Source organism: Martelella alba (assembly GCF_005217455.1).
Taxonomy (GTDB): domain Bacteria; phylum Pseudomonadota; class Gammaproteobacteria; order Enterobacterales; family Enterobacteriaceae; genus Acerihabitans.
Genome location: NZ_SZPQ01000003.1, coordinates 195467 through 215141 on the forward strand (window position 1 = coordinate 195467; position 19675 = coordinate 215141).

At 60.7% G+C, this 19675-nt stretch carries 14 protein-coding genes and 1 tRNA gene; 8 read left to right on the forward strand and 7 right to left on the reverse strand.

Going from position 1 to position 19675, the window contains the following annotated elements:
• The first annotated feature begins 75 nt into the window (after positions 1 to 75).
• Positions 76 to 534, forward strand: coding sequence for a manganese-binding transcriptional regulator MntR (mntR, locus tag FCN80_RS05030; protein WP_136988802.1), 459 nt, complete (start codon positions 76 to 78; stop codon positions 532 to 534).
• A 19-nt stretch (positions 535 to 553) separates the two neighbouring features.
• Here mntR and FCN80_RS05035 read toward each other — a convergent pair whose 3' ends face one another.
• The 5 genes from FCN80_RS05035 to bcsE all read right to left on the reverse strand — a co-directional run bounded on the left by FCN80_RS05035 (position 554) and on the right by bcsE (position 6594).
• The gene (locus FCN80_RS05035; RefSeq protein WP_136988924.1) at positions 554 to 1438 is read right to left on the reverse strand and encodes an EamA family transporter; all 885 of its coding nucleotides are present in this window, start codon (positions 1436 to 1438) and stop codon (positions 554 to 556) included.
• 146 nt (positions 1439 to 1584) lie between these two features.
• Positions 1585 to 2658 carry a TQO small subunit DoxD gene (locus FCN80_RS05040; RefSeq protein ID WP_136988803.1) on the reverse strand — a complete coding sequence of 358 codons (1074 nt, stop codon included), beginning with the start codon at positions 2656 to 2658 and terminating at the stop codon, positions 1585 to 1587.
• A gap of 557 nt (positions 2659 to 3215) precedes the next feature.
• The gene (bcsG, locus tag FCN80_RS05045) at positions 3216 to 4844 is read right to left on the reverse strand and encodes a cellulose biosynthesis protein BcsG (protein WP_136988804.1); all 1629 of its coding nucleotides are present in this window, start codon (positions 4842 to 4844) and stop codon (positions 3216 to 3218) included.
• Positions 4841 to 5032: a cellulose biosynthesis protein BcsF gene (gene bcsF, locus FCN80_RS05050; RefSeq protein ID WP_136988805.1), complete on the reverse strand. Its 192-nt coding sequence runs from the start codon at positions 5030 to 5032 to the stop codon at positions 4841 to 4843. Before bcsF ends, bcsG begins: the two co-directional genes overlap by 4 nt.
• Positions 5029 to 6594, reverse strand: a complete 1566-nt coding sequence (gene bcsE, locus FCN80_RS05055; protein ID WP_136988806.1) for a cellulose biosynthesis protein BcsE — start codon at positions 6592 to 6594, stop codon at positions 5029 to 5031. Before bcsE ends, bcsF begins: the two co-directional genes overlap by 4 nt.
• A 241-nt stretch (positions 6595 to 6835) precedes the next feature.
• Between bcsE and bcsR the strand changes: the two genes are divergently transcribed.
• The 7 genes from bcsR (at position 6836) to FCN80_RS05095 (ending at position 18438) form a co-directional block, all read left to right on the forward strand.
• Complete coding sequence (gene bcsR, locus FCN80_RS05060) at positions 6836 to 7060, forward strand: cellulose biosynthesis protein BcsR (protein ID WP_136988807.1); 225 nt, start codon at positions 6836 to 6838, stop codon at positions 7058 to 7060.
• Between the two features lie 3 nt (positions 7061 to 7063).
• Entirely contained in the window at positions 7064 to 7798 is a 735-nt protein-coding gene (gene bcsQ, locus FCN80_RS05065) for a cellulose biosynthesis protein BcsQ (protein WP_136988808.1), read from the forward strand.
• A complete protein-coding gene (gene bcsA, locus FCN80_RS05070; RefSeq protein ID WP_136988809.1) occupies positions 7795 to 10422 on the forward strand; it encodes a UDP-forming cellulose synthase catalytic subunit in 2628 nt (875 codons plus the stop codon). Before bcsQ ends, bcsA begins: the two co-directional genes overlap by 4 nt.
• Complete coding sequence (gene bcsB, locus FCN80_RS05075) at positions 10416 to 12716, forward strand: cellulose biosynthesis cyclic di-GMP-binding regulatory protein BcsB (protein ID WP_136988810.1); 2301 nt, start codon at positions 10416 to 10418, stop codon at positions 12714 to 12716. The genes bcsA and bcsB overlap by 7 nt, the downstream gene beginning before the upstream one ends.
• Positions 12713 to 16624: a cellulose synthase complex outer membrane protein BcsC gene (bcsC, locus tag FCN80_RS05080; protein WP_230492492.1), complete on the forward strand. Its 3912-nt coding sequence runs from the start codon at positions 12713 to 12715 to the stop codon at positions 16622 to 16624. The genes bcsB and bcsC overlap by 4 nt, the downstream gene beginning before the upstream one ends.
• On the forward strand, positions 16519 to 18246 hold the full coding sequence (locus tag FCN80_RS05090) for a glycoside hydrolase family 31 protein (protein ID WP_230492493.1): 1728 nt from the start codon (positions 16519 to 16521) through the stop codon (positions 18244 to 18246). Before bcsC ends, FCN80_RS05090 begins: the two co-directional genes overlap by 106 nt.
• A 119-nt stretch (positions 18247 to 18365) precedes the next feature.
• Positions 18366 to 18438, forward strand: a tRNA-Gln gene (locus FCN80_RS05095).
• A 21-nt stretch (positions 18439 to 18459) separates the two neighbouring features.
• Here FCN80_RS05095 and FCN80_RS05100 read toward each other — a convergent pair.
• Both FCN80_RS05100 and FCN80_RS05105 read right to left on the reverse strand, forming a co-directional pair.
• Positions 18460 to 19173: a FadR/GntR family transcriptional regulator gene (locus FCN80_RS05100; protein ID WP_136988812.1), complete on the reverse strand. Its 714-nt coding sequence runs from the start codon at positions 19171 to 19173 to the stop codon at positions 18460 to 18462.
• A 40-nt stretch (positions 19174 to 19213) separates the two neighbouring features.
• Positions 19214 to 19663, reverse strand: a complete 450-nt coding sequence (locus FCN80_RS05105; RefSeq protein WP_136988813.1) for a Rossmann-fold NAD(P)-binding domain-containing protein — start codon at positions 19661 to 19663, stop codon at positions 19214 to 19216.
• Between the last annotated feature and the right edge of the window lie 12 nt (positions 19664 to 19675).

Genomic DNA, 19675 nt, shown 5'->3' on the forward strand with positions numbered 1-19675 from the left:
ACGATGGAATAATGGCGTCCGTCCTCCGTTGCGGCGCGGTTGGGTTTGCCGCATCGACTAAAGGAAAAATGACCTATGACTGAGTCTGAATACATACCCCCCCCGGACGCGGCCCCGCGGGGCATTCCCAACGAGGCCGAGCACGCATTGCGTTTTAGCCATGCGCGGGAAGCGCAATCCAACGCGCTGATAGAAGATTATGTTGAGTTGATTGCCGATTTATTGCTGGCCACCCGGGAAGCGCGCACCACGGTCATCGCGAAACGGTTTGGCGTTTCCCATCCGACGGTAATCAAAAATATCGCGCGCCTCAAAGGGCTGGGGCTGGTGGAATCTCAGCCCTACCGGGGAATTTTCCTGACCGCCGAAGGCGAGAAACTGGCGAAAAAATCCCGCGAACGGCACCGGCTGATCGTGAATCTCCTGTTGAAACTGGGCGTGCCCGCCGATGCGGCCGAATTGGACAGCGAAGGCATCGAGCACCATGTGTCGGAAGCGACGCTTAAGGCATTTGAGCGGTTTTTGAAATCCTGAAACCCCTACCGCCCGGCTCTCAGGTGATGAGGCTATCGGCTTCGCTATGCCGTCCGCGCGCCGTTATGGCGCTGCCCACGCCGGCGGCGATGGATAAGACAATGGCCATCGACTGCACGGGGGTAAGGGTTTCCGCCAGCATGAAAAAACCGATAATGGCGGCGACGGCGGGTTCCATGCTGACCAGGATGCCGAAGGACTTTTGCGGCAATCGGCGCAAGGCCGCCATCTCGAGGGACATGGGCAGGGAACTGGAGATCAGGGCGATAAGCAACCCCATGGCCAACAAGGAGGGATGCACCAGCAATGCGCCGGCCTCGCGGATGCCCGCCGGTATGGTGATAAGCGAGGCGAACGCCAGGCCGATGGATACGGTCTGTCCTGAATGCAGATGACTGACCCGCTTGCCGAATACGATGTAAAGCGCCCAGCAGAACGCGGCGCCCAGGGCGAACACTACCCCGGACAGGCTCAATCCGCTGCGATTGCCGTGCAGCGGCAGTATCAGCAAAATACCGGCGGCGGCCAGGGCTATCCAGATAAAATCGATTCCCCGGCGGGAATACAGCAGCGTCACGGTCAACGGCCCGATAAACTCAATGGCTACCGCCAGGCCAAACGGAATCTTGTTCAAGGCCATGTAAAACAGCAGGTTCATGGTACCGAGCGTTAAGCCGTACAGGACGATAAAAGTCATATCCCGCCGGCGGACGGTTCTTTGCCACGGACGCCACAACGCCAGCAGCAGCATGGCGGAAAAGCCGGTGCGCAGCGCCGTGGTGCCGGCGGGGCCGGCCAGGGGAAATAAAAACGCCTTCGCCAGCGACGTGCCAATGCACAATGACGTGATGGAACCCAATATCATCAAAAAAGGCACTAACCGATTGACGGCGGATGGCGGCATGACGGAAATTTCCATGGCGGGACCGAAGATAACAAGCCAACGTTTCTATCATGCCGATGGGTTTTTTGGCAATGAAATTCCTTGGCGGCGGCGCGACGGCGGGCGGGGAATACGGCCGGCCGCCGCCGGCCGTGCGGGGGGAGGGATTAGCCCAGCGGCGCGGTGAAAATCCGGTTATCGATCGTCTGCAATTCGATGACCGCGCCGGAAGGCGGCCGCACTGTCGCCCCTGCGGTGGGGGGCAGCGTGATGTGCGCCCTGGCGCCCATGCCGGCGGCAAGACTCAGCAGCGCCGGCTTGAATTTATTGTAGGCATAGTCATTGACAATGGCGCTGGCGGGCAATTTGGCCAAATCGGCGGCGCTCCAGGTTTCCAGTACCGAGCCGTTCGCGCCGAGCAACCGGATGCGGACGATATGCGCCGGTACGTCCGGGGTACCGCCGTCCAGGTAAACGGTAAAGCTCAGGTTTCCATTGTCGCCGATGCCGGCGTCGCTAATGGACAGATGGTGGATGGACGGACTGGTGGGGCCCGCATGATAAGGCGTCAATACCGAGCCGCGATAGTAGTTATAGGTCGCCACGATAAACACCACGGTGACGGCTGCCAAGCAAAGACTGAATTTTCGGAAAGCGGCCTCGGGAAAAGGACCGCTGGCCAGCCAGCGAAACCATGGCTTATGCGTGATGGCCGGATTGCGGCGCATCCAGCGGGCATCCAGGGAAAAGGCGCTGCTGCCGCCCAAGAGCAGGGCGGTGCCCATGGCGAAATTGCAGGCGGCCATGGTCCATTCGTCGATACAGGTGGCGCCTTGCCAGCCGTACAACATCATCAATACCGCGCTGAGCCCCAGCGTGCCCAGCGCGGCCAGACGGGTGAAAAAGCCGAACATGAGAAATACGCCGGCCACCAGTTCAATCAGGCTAAAAACGATAATGCTGATATACAGCAGGGTGAAATGGCGCAATAAAAAGTCGACGATATAACCGGTGCCCAATATGGCGCCCGGCATGGCCCCCTGGAATTTGTTGGCCATCCAATTGGCCGCGTGGGGATCGAGTTTGGCCGGCGCATAGATGAAACGGCGGGATCCGCCGCCCCAATAGATAAACCCCTGCGCGAAGCGCAATCCCAACAAAATGAACGCGGCCAGCGACCACGAATCGGCCGGGGCGACGGCGCTCCGGGGCGAGGTTCTGTCTGTCGTTTCTGTCAGCATGAAAGACATCCTTACGGTTTGCGGGTTCCGATGGGCGGGTTTGACGCGCGGCCGCTCGGCTCCCTTATATGAATTGCCGTCGGGAGGCATGCCAAAGCGGGGCTTCGCGCCTTTAGGGCAGAAGGCGTAACGCCATGACCGTCCCCGGCGCTGTTGGCCGCGGACGCCGGCGCATTCCTTCCGGCGTCCGGTCGCGTCATGACAAAGGGCGCGATAAGTGTCCGGCTACCGTCCTGTACCAGGACGTGAGCAAAGTGTACTGAATGGCGCACCGGGCATTAAGATTATCTGGACATATCGCCGGCCGGCGCAAAATCGGAGCAATTAGGGGTAACTAAAAATATTTACCTGTAAAACAATGCGATACGAAAGTCATTTGCGCCGCATCCTTCGACATTAGATCGGCGGGGAATAAATTGAGCCGGTAAACCCCTGACCAAGCCGCTGTATATTCCAAAAAAATATATTCATATGCGTGACGGATATTACAACGTGTATCGCGGCAAGACGGCGATGCGCTCAGCGCACCGGTAGTGCCGCGACGGCAGGTTCGTGGACTACTGGGGATACGGTACCCAATCGCCGCCATCAAGCTGGATATAAGGATGGCCCTGGTATTCCATGACGATTGCGCCTGCGTTTTCCGACACGGCGGCGGTGTGGGGCAAATCCCGGGTCAAGGCGGTCCAATCGATTTGCGGCGCGGCAAACAGCTTGCCGTCCGCCAACCGGGCCACCAGCTCGGACAGCGCCAGATAACTGGTCGGTCCGGTGATGTGCAGCGGGGGCCGCGCATGGGGCGCCTCGATACCGATAAGCTTGATGCCGACAGGGACGTGGGTAATCGACGGGCTGGGAATATCCCGTAAACCGGGCATTTGCAATTTATCGCCTACCAACGCGGCGCCGTGTTCCGGCACGACCACCACCGCCACTCTGCGACCGGATTGTTGTAGTTGCCGGAAAAATTCGTCAAGTTGGCGAAACAGGGTACTGGCGCGGACGGCGTACCCGGCGGCGGCATGGGCGCCGGGATAACGGTTGCCGTCATGCAGGGTGATCAGATTAAAAAAGGTGGCGGAGCGGGTGTCGCCATTATCGACCCGTTGCGCCAGCCAGCGTTGCAAGAGTTGCAGGTCATCGTAGATGGGTTCGCCGTCAAAGGCCACCAATGGATGGCGGATCCCGGCCTGGGACATTAGCGGCGCCTGCAGATCCGCGTCATCGCGCAGGTCTTTGAGAAAATTGTCGAACTGACCGGAGTGATCCAGCATCAATTGCGGCTTAAAACCCAGTTTGGCCAGATTATCGAATAAGTAGCATTGCCGATTGGCCGGCGAGTACAGGTTTTTATGGCTTTCCTGGCCGCAACTGGCACGCAGCAGCCGGATGGAGGCCGGACCGCTGTAGGCGGTGGCGGAATTGAAATCATCGAAAACGATGTCGAATGTGTTCCAGAATGGCGCGTTTTGCAAATTCACCGCTTGTAAATCGGACCAGGACAGCGAGCAAATCTGGATGATCAACAGGTCAAAAGGCTGCGCGTCGGCGGGCAACGTCTGCGGAAACGCTGTGACCCGCCGGCTCTCCCGCTGATAAAACGCATCCAGCCAGGCGGTCAGGTTGCCGCTGGTGGGCGGCGCGGACGTCGACGGTTGGGCCATGTCGTCTGGCGTGTCGGCCGGACGGGCGGCGACCGGCGTCGGGCTGAGCATGCGCCATTGAAAACGTGGTCCGCCGAGGTTCACGATCGTCAGGCCAAGTAGAACGGCCAGGGTGAATACCGTCACTCTGAGCCATTGGGCGATAAACAGATAAGCCACCAGCAGCACGAAGGCCGCACCGACCCATTGCCAATCAATAAAACGATTAAGCAGTTCCAGCAGATAGGCGGCGCTAAAACCGCTGACTTGCGAGCGGGCGGCCAGGATGGAATGAACACCGGGCAGCCAGGTATCGTTATAAAAAACCATGAAACCCAGCGGAATGCCAAGGATCTGCCGCCAGCGGTGCAGGCGCGGCGAAGGCAGCGGAAAGAGCAGAAAGGCGGTAAAAACCAGGTTATCCAGCAAGTGGAAATTGAGGTAACCCAGCCACAGCAGCGTGAACTTCAGCAGAAAGTAGTAGTTCCAGACGCCCAGGCCGCGCCAGTGGCGCCAGGGTCGCGGATGTGCGGCGTTATTCATTTCGTGTCTTTGTCCGTGCGGTGTTCGTCGCGGATCCAGATTCCCGCCGATTTTAGATAGCGGGGCGACAACAGCCAAGATTGCAAGGCGGTAAACCAAAAAGGGAACCGGCGATGAAAAAGATAGCCCAACGGGAAAAACACGGCGGCGCACAATAGCGTCAATTGCCAGATATCATCAAGGTTCATGACTCCCCCTTTTCGTCGGACGGCAGGGTTAAGGACAACGGCAATGGCCGCCGTTCAACGACGCCGGGCACGGCGGCCGGCGGGGAGGGTAGCGGCCGGCTTTCGGCGACGGCGGGGCCGTCGCCATTGCCGATACGTTTGACCTCGGCGAGAATTTGCACATCGTGGGTCCAGCTCCGCTGATTGACAAACGCCTCGCCGACGGGCAGCCGGAAAATATGGCTCAACACCCCATCCAGGTCGGATACACGGCAATTGGATAAAAAGAGGTATAAGCACAGGGAGGTGGCGGTAGCCAGATCGCCGTCGCGCCGCAACCGGCACAGGGATATGGCCTGCCGAGGGGACCAGCCGGGCACAGGCCGCAAGGCCACCAGAATGCCCTTATCGTCTTCCGGCATCAGGGAATTGGCGATGAGGACCGGCACCCAGCGACGGAAGTCGTCGATCTTCACCGGCCCTTTGATGCGCGAAGGCGCCATCGCCGCCAGCAGTTGGTCGATATCCGCCGGCACAAGGCGGGTCAGTCTTTGGCCCTGCACGCTTTCGAGCAGGGTCAGAAAACGCGACAGCGAAGCCGGATGGGGCACGACCAGATTCGCGCCGCACATGAGCAGCAACCGTTCATCGGTATAACGCAGGCCGGCTTCCATTTCTCTGACCACGATTTTCAGCATGATGCCGCGTTGCCGGCGTAGGGCGTGAATTTGCCGGGCCAAAACCGCCACCTGCGCGTTCTTGCCCAGCGCGAAGATCAGCGTGGCGGCGTGCCGCAGCGCGCCTTGATCGGCCACATGATGGTTATCCTCCAGTAATCGCCAGTTGGCCGAGAGGGGCGGCGCGCCCTCCAATACGCTCTTTTCCGCCAGATACAGCAGTTCGTCGCTGATCGACGGCGAATAGGTTGGTAACAGCACACTCTGGCAAAAGCGATCGTTGCCGTCGATATCCCAGGTTATGGCCTGATTGGCCGTCAAGCCGCGGTCGGTATACCACCATGCGACTTGATAGCGCGCGCAATCCTGTAAAAAAGTCAGACTGGATAACCCGCCGAGTAAGGCAAAATGCGTTGCCAGGGTATTTTTTAAAAACGAGATCCCGCTGCCATAATTGAGAATGAGGAAAACTGTTTTGCGTTTAATAAGCCACTGTCGGGTCGCCGCCAGCCAATCTGCCATTTCGTCCGTCGAAAAATCTTTCCATGCACTGGCAGGCAATAAGAAAATAATGAGATATTTTTTGGCATTGAAAGATCGCATTATATCCGGCAGGATGTGACGGAGCGCAGATTTTTTTTCCGGTAAAGTGAAAAGACGTATTCGGGCGGGCGGCCCGGCCGCCTTGTCCCAAGATAGGGGTAACCCCTCCAGCGGCCCGTCGGAAATTCCTTTGCCGCAAACCAGGGCGGCGCGTGACGCAACGCTTTGTGCGACAAGGGTTTGCCGGCACAGGCGCCGGGCGTCCTCCCAGCGCGCGATATTGACCCAATAGCATCCACCGGCCTGAAGCGCCGATAATTCTTCATGGGTATGTGCGACACCGAACGGAAAGGTTAGCGTCATGGATTATTATGCCGCACTCGTCATGTTTCACGTCGCCCCTTTATTGGCTGCATTCATGCACTGGAGTATATTCAAATTAAGGAGTAAAATGAATTTAATTTTATGCTAGATTGTCACATCGTTATTAGCAATAACTAAATTGATTTCATTCATACTCTAAATACTTCAAGTCGCCTCTTTGTTGGCGGGGTTCGCTTACCCCGTCCGCATTGCCGGCTATGCGTTATTAAAAGGCGCTGATATGGGAAATAGGTTATTTACTGTACGCTACCAGCCGTTGGCCGATAGCCAGGATGATGTCATGGCCCTAAGACAGATTTTCGAGTTGGCGGATATCGGCTATGCCGACATTCGTTTGCAGGAACAGTTGCCGGGAATCCTGGCGCGCTGGCCGTTGCTGGCGGAGTTCGCCGAAAGGGACATGTCCGCCGGATCCCCCGGCGCCGCGGCGATGCCAAACGAGTAGCCCATGCCAATTGTTGCCTTGTCGGGATTGCACGGGGGGACAGGCGCCACGACGGTGACGGCCGGGTTGGCCTGGGCGCTGCATCAGGCCGGCGAATCCGTGCTGGCCATCGATTTGTCCGTGGATAATCTTTTACGGCTGCATTTCAACATGCCGTGGGAACAGGCGCGGGGATGGGCGAGGGCGGAGCTTGACGGCGAGGTGTGGGTACAGGGAGCGATGGCTTACGACGACCGATTGGCGTTTTTGCCCTTCGGCCGAACCACCGCCGGCGAGCGTCGGCAACTGCGGGCGCGAGACCTGCTTGGCGCCGGACATTGGCGCCGCCAGGCGGAGAGGCTGGCCGCCGGCGGGCGCTATCGTTGGATTTTACTGGATGCGCCATGGGAAAACAGCGACGGCGGGGGACTTGCCGCCGCCGGGGATTATCGGCTGGTGGTGGTCAGGCCGGACGCCAATTGCCATGTGCGACTGCACCAACAACCCTTGCCGGCTGGCTGCCAGATACTTATCAATGATTATTCCCCCCTCAGCCGATTGCAACAGGATATTCATCAATTGTGGTCGCTGACGTTGACCGGTCTGGCGCCTGTCGTGATTCACCGCGACGAGGCCGTGGCGGAGGCGTTGGCGGCGAAACAGCCGCTGGGGGCGTATCGACCGGAAAGCGCCGCCGCCGCTGAATTCGCCACCCTGGCCGGTTGGTGTCTTATCCACTACGCGGATGACGCGCCATGAACCTGCCGGTGAAGTGGCTGCTGGCGCCGCCGCTGGCCGCCGCCCTCGGGCGACGCTGCCGGCGTTATCGCGGCCGGGGCGCCTCGTCGTTCACCGCCCGGCTGATGACGGCGCAAGTTCTTTTGTGCTGGCTGGTGTTGCGCCTGGAATCGCCCGCCTGGCGAAGCGTAAGGCGGCAGCGCAAAAATTGGTTTCCGCATCTGTGCGCCGCCCAGCCGCGGCCGCTGGACGGGTTGCGCTATCTTATCCAGGGATTGTGGCTGCTGACCACGCTGCCCAGCAACGGGGGCGGTTCGCGGCGGTGGTCAGACAAAGCGGTGGTCAGATGGCGCCGGCGTTACCACCGTGAATTGCAGCGTCTGCCGCGTCGGTTGGCGCGGGCCGGGCTGGAGGCGGGGACCCTGCGGCGGCTCGGCCGGCTAAGCCGCGGCGCGTGGCGGCTGATGCTTGCGCTGCTGGTGGTATTAACGTCGGTGATGGCGCTGTTTTGTATTTCACAGCCGTTCAGCCTCTGGGGCCAGTTTGTTTTTGTGTTGTTGCTGTGGTGCATCGCCATGGCCGTCCGGCGCATTCCCGGACGGCTGCCGGCTCTGGTGCTGATTGCCCTGTCGATGATTATCTCCTGCCGTTATTTGTGGTGGCGCTATACCGCCACCCTGAACTGGGATGATCCGGTCAGCCTGGTATGCGGTCTGCTGCTGCTGGGCGCGGAAACCTATTCCTGGCTGGTGTTGGCGCTGGGGTACTTCCAAACTTTGTGGCCGTTGCATCGCAAACCGGTGGCGATGCCCGATGAGGTATCGTCCTGGCCTTCCGTGGATGTCATGATCCCGACCTACAACGAAGCGTTGTCGGTGGTGAAGCCGACCCTGTACGCGGCTATGGGCCTGGACTGGCCAAGGGACAGACTGGCGGTTTACCTGTTGGACGATGGCAACCGGCCGGAGTTCAGGGCTTTCGCCGCCGAGCTGGGCATTCATTACATCGGTACGCCGCCGCACAAATCCGCCAAGGCGGGCAATGTGAACTATGCGCTGCCACGCTCCTCAGGGGAATATATCGCCATCTTCGATTGCGACCACGTGCCCACCCGTTCGTTTTTACAACTGTGCATGGGCTGGTTTCTGAAAGATGCCCGACTTGGCATGTTGCAGACTCCGCACCATTTTTTCTCTCCCGATCCGTTCGAGCGCAATCTGGGCCGTTTCCGCCGCGCGCCGAACGAGGGCGCGTTATTCTATGGATTGGTGCAGGACGGCAACGATTTATGGAACGCCGCCTTTTTCTGCGGATCCTGCGCGGTATTGCGGCGCACGGCGCTGGAATCGGTGGGCGGTCTGGCGGTGGAAACGGTCACCGAGGACGCGCATACCTCGCTGAAAATGCATCGCCAGGGCTATTCTTCCGCCTATATCCGCATCCCCCAGGCGGCCGGATTGGCCACCGAAAGTCTGTCGGCGCATATTCGCCAGCGTATCCGCTGGGCCAGGGGCATGGTGCAGATTTTTCGCCTGGACAATCCCTTATGGGGCCGTGGGTTGACGCTGGGCCAGCGTCTGTGTTACGCCAATGCCATGCTGCACTTCCTTTCCGGCGTGCCGCGCCTGATTTTCCTGACCGCGCCGCTGGCTTTTTTGCTGCTGCACGCCTATATCATTTACGCGCCGGCCCTGGCCATTCTCGTCTACGTTCTGCCGCATATGGTTCATGCCAGCATGACTACCTCCCGGGTTCAGGGCAAATACCGCTATTCGTTTTGGAGCGAAATTTATGAAACGGTACTGGCGTGGCATATCGCCCGTCCGGCGGTTATGGCACTGATCAATCCCCGCGCCGGAGGTTTTGACGTCACGGCCAAAGGCGGGCTGGTTGAAAAACCCTATATTGATTGGCCGGTAACCCGGTCATACCGGCTTCTGATGCTGCTCAATCTGGCCGGTCTGGCGGCCGGCGCCTGGCGCTTGTGCACCACCGTCAATTTCAACGAAATCACTACCATTCTCATCAGCCTGCTGTGGGTGCTTTATAACATGGTCATTTTGGGGGGCGCCATCGCCGTGGCTTTCGAGGCCAGACAACTGCGTCAGGCGCACAGGGTGGAGATGGCGCTGCCGGCGACGTTGATGGATGGCGCGGGGCATGTTTTCGCCTGCACGCTGCACGATTATTCCGATTCCGGCGTCGGGATTCAGGTCTCCCGCGGCGCCACGTTCGCCATCGGCGATCCCGTGACGCTGATTTTGCGCCGTGGCCGGCAAGAATACGCCTTTCCCTGCGATATCACGCGGATTTTCGCCGACCGGCTGGGGATGAAACTGGATAAGTTGACGCCCGCTCAGCATGTGGAATTCATTCAATGCACTTTCGCCCGGGCCGATACCTGGGCGCTGTGGCAGAACAGTTTTCCTGAAGACAGGCCTATCGGCAGCCTGCGCGAGGTTATCGCGCTGGGGTTCAGCGGTTATCAGCAGATGGCGGGCCATGCGCCGCCCTTGCTCCGGCACGTGTTGATGGGCTTGACCGCGCTGCTGGCCACCCTGGCGTCATTGCTGCCGCAAAGCGTCAAATCGCCGCTGGCCGCGGCGCCCGACAATTCGCCCAATCCGGTGAAAACATCATGCTAAAACCCCTTGGTTGTCTGAGTCTGTTTATCGGTTCGTTATGCGCCGTTCCGGCCGCCGCGTTCGCGCAGCCGACGGATGCCGGCGAAACATCGGCGTCCGTCGGGGCGGGAACGCCCGATACCGCCCTGTCCCCGGCGCCAGTGCGGGAAGTGCGATTGCGTTTCGCCGACACCGCCCCGGCGCCGGGGACATTCACTCTGCGCGGCATCAGTCCCGAAGGGCAAATCGAATTCGGCGTGCGCAGCGACGAAGTGGTGACGCAGGCCCGGCTGGCGCTGGAATTCACGCCGTCGCCATCGCTTATCCCGCAGGAATCGCATCTCAAAGTGTATCTCAATGATCAATTGGTCGGGGTCGTGCCCATTACCAAAGACCAATTGGGGAAAAGCAATCGGACGACCCTGGATATCGATCCATTGTATATCACTGATTTTAACCGGTTACGGCTGGAATTCGTCGGCCATTACCAAGATATCTGTGAAAATCCGGCCAACACCGCGTTGTGGCTGGATATCGGCAAGACCAGTTCGCTGAACCTGCGTCTCCAGCGCCTGCCGCTTGTCAACGAACTGTCCCATTTCCCCGAGCCGTTTTTCGACAGCCGGGATACGCGGCCGCTGGTGTTGCCAATGGTTTTCGCCGGCGCGCCGGATACCGGTCAGCAGCGGGCCGCCGCGATCCTCGCGTCCTGGTTCGGTATGCGGGCACAATGGCGGGGCCAGACGTTTCCGGTGCTGTTCGACCAGGTACCGGACCGTCATGCCGTGGTCTTCGCCACCAACGATCGGCGTCCCGGCTTTCTGCGGGATTATCCGCCGGTCAGGGCGCCGACCATTGAAATGATTGACAGTCCCGGGGATCCTTATGTCAAGCTGCTATTGATCATGGGACGGAATGATGACGATCTGGTCACGGCGGTAAAAGGCATCGCGCAAGGCAATATCCTGTTTCGCGGCCAGCGCCTGACGGTGGAGCAGGTCCGCCAACTGGCGCCTCGGCGGCCTTACGACGCGCCCAACTGGGTGCGGACCGATCGGCCGATGACGTTCGGCGAACTGAAGCAATACCCTGAACAACTGGAGGCCAGCGGCGTTCAGCCCGCTCCGCTGACCATGAGGGTGAATCTGCCGCCGGATCTGTTCCTGATCCACAACGCCGGCATTGATATGCGGCTTAAGTACCGCTATACCGCCCCGCAGCGTAACAACGACTCGCGGCTGAACATCAGCTTGAATAATCAGTTTGTGCAGGGTTATACCTTAGGCCCCGATCAGGATCAAGGCAGCGCAATCGTGCATTTGCCGCTATTGCAGGGCTTGTTCGATTCGGCCAAATCGCTGACGATCCCGGCGTTAAAGCTCGGCGAGACCAATCAGTTCAAGTTTGAGTTCGATTATACCCAGCTTCTGGCCAGCGGCACCGAGGGACGTTGCGAAACCTACTCCATCGCCGGTAACCATGTGGTGATCGACGACAGCTCGACCCTGGATTTTTCCGGCTACCGCCACTTTATGCCCATGCCCGATTTGCACGCCTTCGTGAATGCCGGCTTTCCTTTCAGCCGAATGGCCGATCTGTCCGAAACCCTGACGCTGGTGAACCCGCGACCGCAGCCGGATGAAGTCGCCACCTTGCTCGATGCCCTGGGCAATATCGGCGCGCTGACGGGATATCCGGCCTTGGGTCTGCGGCTTGGCGACGACTGGCGCCAAGCCGGCGCCCTTGATGCCGATATACTGATAATAGGCGCGCTGCCGCCGTCGCTGCGCGACGATCGCCGGCTTAATCTCCTGGTGGACGCCACGCGCGGTTGGATAAAACAGCCGAACCGTCCAGAGGCGCCGGCCAATCACGCTCTGGCGTCGGGCGATGCGCCGCCGTACAGTGATACCAGACCGGACAGCCGCACGGTTATCGATGCCCGCGGTCCCCTGGCCGCCATTATCGGCGTCCAGTCGCCCACGCATGATCAGCGCAGCATTGTGGCGTTGTTGGCCGACAGCCAGGCCGGTTTCGCCTTGTTAAACCGGGCGCTGGCGAACAGTAGCGAGCGCGCGGCGGTGTATGGCTCGGTGGCGGTCATCCGCGACGCCGGCGTCAACAGCCTGCGAGTGGGGGAGACCTATTATGTCGGGCATTTGCCTTGGTGGGAGCGTATCTGGAACGCTCTGGCGACGCATCCGGTGCTGATGGCGTTTATGGCCATGCTGACGGTGATCCTGGCGGCGTTACTGTTATGGCGGGGGCTGTTGATTATCAGCCGCCGCCGGTTGTCGCGGGATGAACGGGATTGAACGGCGCGGACCGGTATCCGATTCGCCTCGCGTTGCTTGCCGTCTTTCTGTTAGCGCCGGTCGCCGCGGCGGATGAGGCGCCGCAACAATGGCTGCTGACGCAGGTCAGGGTAGGGGAAGCCGACCACAACGATGTCCTGGTGCGACAATCCCTGTACCGGCTGGAGCTGATTGCGCCGGAGAATCCCGAGGTGGTGGCCGCCGCATTGCGCCTGGCCCTTCGCCAGGGAAACCTGCAAGAGGCCCGGCGGCGGCTGGCGCGCTTGCGGCAACTGGCTCCCGATTCACCGCTGACCCGGCGGGCGCAAAACAGTCTGGCCCTCACTGAACCCGCGGGCCGGCAGCAATTGCAACAGGCGCGTTTGCTGGCCGCCGCCGGCCGCCTGGCGGAGGCGAAAAACCGTTACGACGCGTTGTTTCAGGGCGACTTGCCGACGCTTGATATGGCGGTGGAGTACTGGCGGCTGGTATCCCGCCTGCCCGGCCGACAGGACGAGGCCCTGCGCCGGTTGCTGCAATGGGATGCGCGTTATCCCGGCAATGCCGAGCTGCGCTTGCTGGCGGCGAAACTGTTGCTGGCCGAACACCGGAACGCCGAGGGATATCAGCTATTGGGCGCGCTGGCCGGCGATCCCGCCGGACGCGGCGCGGCCGCCGAATTGTGGTTGAACGACATTCGCGATAGGCCGGTATCGGCGGCAAGTCTGGCTGAATTGCAACGCTTCATCGACCGCTTCGAAGACGGGCCGCCGGTCGCGGACGCCAAGCGAGAATTGGCGCGTCGCCGGGCGCTACTGGCCGATCCCCGCTATCAGGCGCGATTGCGCGGAATGGCGATGGTGGCGCGCGGCGAGGGTCGGCGGGCGATAGCCCCTTTACAAGTCGCCCGGATGCAGTCGCCAAATGACGCGGATGTGCTGGGTGCGCTGGGTCTGGCCTATGCGCGCGCCGGCCGGCGGCAGGGAGCGATAGCCCTGTTCGAACAGGCGCAGCGGGTTGATCGAAATGGTTTTCGTGGCAATAAGTGGCGCAGCCTTATCGCCGCCAACCGTTACTGGCTACAAATTGACCAGGGCGATCGCGCCCTCAAGGCCCGTGATTATGGGTCGGCGCGCCGCCACTACGCCCTGGCGCGCACGCTTGACGACAGTGACGGACAGTCCTGGGTGGGATTGGGGCAGGTTGCGCAAGCGCAGGGCGATAACGTTCAAGCGCGTGACGCTTTCCAGCGGGCCTTGCGGATTGAACCGGATAATGGCGGCGCTTTGCGGGGATTGGCGGATATCTACCGGCGGCAATCGCCGGCCAGGGAACTGGCCTTTTTGGAGGGGCTTGGTCCGGCGCAGCGCGCCCTGATGCATGATGAAATGATCGCGGCGCGTGTTGAATTGCTGAGCCGGCAAGGCCGGCGGTATGCGGATTTGAAACAATGGCCGCAAGCGGAGGAGACTTATCGGCGGGCGCTGGACTTGTCCCCCGGCCAGGCATGGCTGGTATATTCGCTGGCGCAAGCCCTGCGCAATGATGGCCGCCTGGCGCAGGCGGATGCGCTTTTCCCCCCGTTGTTTATAAAATCCCCCATTGATACCGATGCGGTTTACGCCTATGGACTGTATTTGTCCTCGACCGGCAGACCCCGGCAAGCGCTATTGGCCTTGCACCGCGTGCCGGTCACGGGCTGGAGCCAGGGAATGCGTGAACTGGCTAACCATTTGCAGGCGCAAATCCGTCGCGACGACGCGGTGCGTTTGCGTGGGGATGGCCATGAAACCGCCGCCGTCGCCTTGCTGTCCCGCCCTCCCGTCTTGGCCGGTAATCAGGTATTGCTGGCCGACTGGGCGATGGCGAGAGCCGATTACGTCACGGCGCTGGCGGACTACCGGTATGCCGCCCGGCTCGATCCGGCCGAGCGCGACGGGCAATTGGGTGAAATAGACGCCTTGCTGGCCCTGGGACGCACTGACGAAGCCCGTCATCGCCTGGCCGCCGTTACCGCGGCGTTGTCCGGCGCCGACAGTTTATCTACCCGCCGACGTATCGCCGGGCAATGGCGTGACGCCGGCGAGCCGGCGAAAGGTCTGGCTTTGCTGCGTGAGCTGCGACCGGAAGCCTTGCGACAGGGCGTGTCTATGGACGCCGCTTTGACATTTCGCGACAGCGAGCGACTCGAGCGGCAGCAGGGTAAGCCGCGGGACGCCTGGCAAGACGCGGCGCGGGCGATGACGGCCAGCGGGATAACCGCCGCCCCTCCCGCGGACTATGGCGACTTTACCTTTCTGACCCGCACCCAGGCGAGCGACGATTGGCTAAAGCGCGGCATTCGTCGCGACGCGGCCGAACTCGCGCGGCAACAGGATGGGGTTGTGACGCTCGATCAGGATAACTCCACCTCCAACGGCAGTGGCGGCACGTCGGATTACACTGCCCGTACCACTCAATTGCAGGCGGATATGCCCTTCGGCGCGGGGCGGGCGTTTTTGCGCGCCGACCGGGTTCAGGTGTCCGCCGGAACGTTCGCCGCTTCAAACGGCGTTTATCATGAGGTTTTCGGTGCCTGCGCCGATGTCGGTTGCCGCGCCGACACCCGGCAAAACGCCGCCGGCACCAGTTTGGCCGCCGGTTGGGGCGATAGTCGCTGGCAAGGGGATGTGGGGAGTACCCCCTTGGGGTTCGCCGTGGAGGACTGGGTCGGCGGTTTGAGCTACAGCGATGATTGGCGCCATATCGGCTGGACGCTGACGGCATCGCGGCGGCCCCTGTCGAATTCGCTGCTGGCGTTCGGCGGCGCGCGTGATCCCGTTACCGGCATCACCTGGGGCGGCGTTCGGGCCAGCGGCGTCAATGCGGCCTTGAGCTACGATCGGGGCGGCGCCGACGGCGTCTGGAGCAATGTCGGCGCACAGCGATTAACCGGGCGGAATGTCGCCGATAATCAGCGTGTTCGTGTGATGACGGGCTATTACCATAAAATGATCAATGACGATGATCGCCGTTTAACGGTGGGTTTGAACGGGATGTGGTGGCATTACCAAAAAGATCTGAGCGGCTACGCTCTCGGCCAGGGAGGGTATTACAGTCCGCAACGCTATGTATCGCTCGCCGTGCCGATCAATTACCGCCAACGACGGGATAACTGGTCGTGGCAACTGGGCGGCACGCTGGGCTGGTCGGCGGCGAGAACCGACGATCATCCCCGCTATCCGTTGCCTGATCTGATTCCGCCCGGTACAAGCGATCGCAATGCCATTGAGGCCGGTGGTTCCAGCACCGGGGTCGGCTATACCCTACAGGCTCTCATAGAGCGGCGGCTCTCGGCGCACTGGTTCCTGGGCGCCGGCGTCGATATTCAGCAAGCCAAAGACTACACCCCCAGTCACGGTCTGATCTATGTGCGTTATTCCCTCGCAGGATGGCTTGGCGATCTTGATTCGCCGCCGCAACCGCTGACGCGGCGCCGCCGCCTTGTCCTGGGCGTGACAGGACTTGTGCCGGCGTTAATCATAAAGGCCGTCGTTTTGCACGGCGAAGCGGCTTTTATTGCCGCGGATTCGCCGCACGGAATCCCGAATCATCAGCGTGCCGTTCAGCAGCAGGTTGCCTATCGGGCTTTCGGGCAATCGCAACCGTTGCTGCAATATCCGCACCGCCTCCATCCCCAGTTCATCGCGGGGAACATGCACCGCGGTAAGTGGAATATCGTGAATCTCGGCCAGATTAAACCCGTCCATACTCATGACCGACACATCCTAGCGATGCCAGTTTCGGGTTGTTTCACGACAATCTCAGCCAAAGCGGGTTTGACTTGGGCAATGAACTGGACAATTATCACTCGCCTTACCGTCGCTATCGCGCCGAGGCCGGCGATCTGGATTATTATCTCTTTCCCGCCGATCGCGTGGCGGAGGTGACCAAAAGCTATGTGCGCCTGACGGGAAAAACCCTGTTCGGCCCGAAATGGAGCCTGGGGTACAGCGGCTCAACCATGCATTACACCGATGCGCCGGACGCCCAGCGGCAACTGATGCAATTTATCGCCTTGTGTCGGGAACACGCCATTCCTTGCGATTCTTTTCAGCTTTCCTCCGGCTATACCTCAATTAACGACAAGCGTTATGTTTTTAACTGGAATCGGGACAAATTTCCCCAACCGCAGGCGATGACGCGGGCGTTCCATGAGGCCGGGCTGAAACTGGCCGCCAATATCAAGCCTTGCCTGCTACAGGATCATCCGCGTTTTGCCGAAGCGGCGTCCCGCGCGCTGTTTATTCGTGACTCGCAGGACGCGGAGCCGGCGCGCTCGGTATTCTGGGATGACGAAGGCGCCCATCTGGATTTTACCAACCCGGAAACCGTTGCCTGGTGGCAGGAAAACGTTACCGGGCAACTGTTGGCAATGGGCATAGACGCGACATGGAACGACAACAATGAATATGAACTGTGGGACGGGGAAGCGCGTTGCTGCGGTTTCGGTCGGGAAATCGCCGTCAAGCACATCCGGCCGGTCATGGCGCTCCTGATGATGCGGGCATCCTGGGAGGCGCAATCGCGCTTCGCCCCGGATAAACGTCCCTACTTGATTTCGCGTTCCGGTTGTCCGGGAATGCAACGTTATGTCCAGACCTGGAGCGGTGATAATCGTACCAGTTGGCGGACACTGCGTTACAACATCCGCATGGGGCTGGGCATGAGTCTGTCCGGCCTGTATAACGTCGGCCATGACGTCGGCGGTTTCGCCGGCGATAAACCGGATGAGGAGCTTTTTGTCCGTTGGGTGCAAAACGGCGTCATGCATCCACGGTTTACTATCCATTCCTGGAACGACGATGACACGGTGAATGAACCCTGGATGTACCCGGCGGTTACGCCCGTCATTCGCGACGCGATCCGCCTGCGTTATCGTCTGATGCCCTATTTATACACGCTGTTCTGGCGGGCCTGCGACGAAGACGAGCCCATGCTGCGCCCGACCTTTCTTGATCATGAACAGGATGCGCGCACCTTTGAGGACACCGACGATTTTATGCTCGGCGGGGATCTGTTGGTGGCAAGCGTCGTGGAACCCGGCATGCGCCGGCGGCGGGTGTATCTTCCGGACAATTCCACTGGCTGGTATGACTGGTACAGCGGGCAATGGTATGCCGGCGGCCGGGAAATCGAACTGGATGCTCCTCTGGAGCGCCTGCCTTTGCTGGTGCGCGCCGGCGCGGCCATCCCTCTCGGCGAAAGCGATCAGTGCCAGGACAGCGCTCGGGACGATCGGCGGCACCTGGCGCTTTTCCCCTACCTGGGCGCGGGCCGCGGAACGGGTATGCTGTATGAGGATGATGGCGAAAGCCAGGGGTGGCGGGACGGCCATGCGCTCTGGCTGACGTGGGAAATGATTTGCGATGCCAGTCGGGTTACGCTGCTTATTCGCCAGCGTGGCGATTATCGCCCGGCCTGGCGCGAATTGACCGTTTCGTTGCCCGCAGGCGATCGGCGCGAGATCCATATTAACGGCGCCAGGACCGCCATCTATCCGTTGGCATGATCAAAGGCGCCGTCGGGCGGCGTTTCGGCCTGGCCGGACGCCGCTGCGCGTCGGTTACGTCCGATTTTCGCCAAGACTGGCTTAACACCTCCGGCGGAGTACGCTACTATGACCAGCATCGGGATGTAGCCAAGTTGGTTAAGGCAATGGATTCTGATTCCATGACCGGGGGTTCAAGCCCTCCCATCCCGTCACCCCTTTTTTGTCCGCCGCTCAGGTGCGCGCGTTTTCATCCTGGAGTTCGGCCATCGGGGCTTCCTGCGGTTGCGGAACCAGATGATTGAGTATTTGCCGCTGCACATTGAACAAATGATGGCGCATGGCCTTTTCGGCCGCATCCGGATTGCGTTGCGCGATGGCGCGGGCGATCTCGCCGTGTTCATGATTACGGGTAGTCAGGCGATCCGGGGAAAGCGGTTCATCGTTTTTCTGGATGCGCAGGCGCACATCGGAGCCGATTTGCCGTAGCAGACCGTAAAGCTCCGCCGCCAACCGGTTGCTGGACGCCGCGGCGATTTGCTTGTGAAAAGCCAGATCCACTTTGCCGTTGTCATGGCTGCCGGCCATGGCCGCCGTGCGCAGGATGCGATCAATATCCTGCTGCGAGGCGCGCACCGCGGCCAGGCGGACCAGCATCGGTTCAATCAGCAGGCGAAGCTCGATGACTTCCAGCGGATTGGTGATTTGCGCCAGATTCTTCTGGCTGGCTTTAAGGGACGTTTTGGCGCGGCCGGTGGCGGCCGCCGACAGCAGACCCGCCCCCCGCAACTGCTCCAGCGCCTTGCGCAGGGCATAGCGCTTGACGCCCAATTCCTCCACCAGCGCCCGCTCGGAAGGCAGTGTTTCGCCCGCCGCCAGCCGCGGAGAGAGCAGCGCCACAATATGGTCAATCAGGTCTTTCGAACTTTCATAATGTTTTGCAGGCATAGTTAAGGGTATTACCGTCAAAAGTCAATGGGAACATCCGCTAGCAGCATGAGCAACAGGACACGTCCGGATTCACCAGCCGGGTGGGGTGCCAGCCATCGCGTCCAAACCCCAGCGACGCTATCAACTGCGCGGCCGCGTCTTGCGCCGGCAGGGAGTCCTGTCCCGACGCGCCGTCTTCCAGCGGTACCAGGGTCAGCGGTATGCCTTGGCGCGTCAGCGCCGGCACGTCCAGGTCGGGATGAAGCCGGCCCAGCACGCAAACCGCCCGCAACATAGGCAACCGGCCCAGCATGTCGGCGTCAAGGTAATCCCGCTCGGTGAGCAGCACCGCCGCCTTGTCGCTGAGCGCGTCCGCCAGGCCCTCCCGGGACCGCGCCGCGCCGGAGTGCCGCCACGCGACCTGGAAAAAACATTGCAGGCGTTCCGTCGCGGCGTCCGTCAGCGGCGCGCAAAGCAGTATCGGATGTTTAGGTAGACTAAAACGCATTTTATACCTCAA

What these genes read in the sequence shown, in the direction of transcription:
- mntR (WP_136988802.1), top strand. Translation starts at nt 76, where the DNA reads ATGACTGAGTCTGAATACATACCCCCCCCGGACGCGGCCCCGCGGGGC.
- bcsF (WP_136988805.1), bottom strand. Translation starts at nt 5,032, where the DNA reads ATGAACCTTGATGATATCTGGCAATTGACGCTATTGTGCGCCGCCGTG.
- FCN80_RS05100 (WP_136988812.1), bottom strand. Translation starts at nt 19,173, where the DNA reads ATGCCTGCAAAACATTATGAAAGTTCGAAAGACCTGATTGACCATATT.
- bcsE (WP_136988806.1), bottom strand. Translation starts at nt 6,594, where the DNA reads ATGACGCTAACCTTTCCGTTCGGTGTCGCACATACCCATGAAGAATTA.
- bcsR (WP_136988807.1), top strand. Translation starts at nt 6,836, where the DNA reads ATGGGAAATAGGTTATTTACTGTACGCTACCAGCCGTTGGCCGATAGC.
- FCN80_RS05040 (WP_136988803.1), bottom strand. Translation starts at nt 2,658, where the DNA reads ATGCTGACAGAAACGACAGACAGAACCTCGCCCCGGAGCGCCGTCGCC.
- FCN80_RS05105 (WP_136988813.1), bottom strand. Translation starts at nt 19,663, where the DNA reads ATGCGTTTTAGTCTACCTAAACATCCGATACTGCTTTGCGCGCCGCTG.
- bcsB (WP_136988810.1), top strand. Translation starts at nt 10,416, where the DNA reads ATGCTAAAACCCCTTGGTTGTCTGAGTCTGTTTATCGGTTCGTTATGC.
- bcsG (WP_136988804.1), bottom strand. Translation starts at nt 4,844, where the DNA reads ATGAATAACGCCGCACATCCGCGACCCTGGCGCCACTGGCGCGGCCTG.
- bcsQ (WP_136988808.1), top strand. Translation starts at nt 7,064, where the DNA reads ATGCCAATTGTTGCCTTGTCGGGATTGCACGGGGGGACAGGCGCCACG.
- FCN80_RS05035 (WP_136988924.1), bottom strand. Translation starts at nt 1,438, where the DNA reads ATGCCGCCATCCGCCGTCAATCGGTTAGTGCCTTTTTTGATGATATTG.
- bcsA (WP_136988809.1), top strand. Translation starts at nt 7,795, where the DNA reads ATGAACCTGCCGGTGAAGTGGCTGCTGGCGCCGCCGCTGGCCGCCGCC.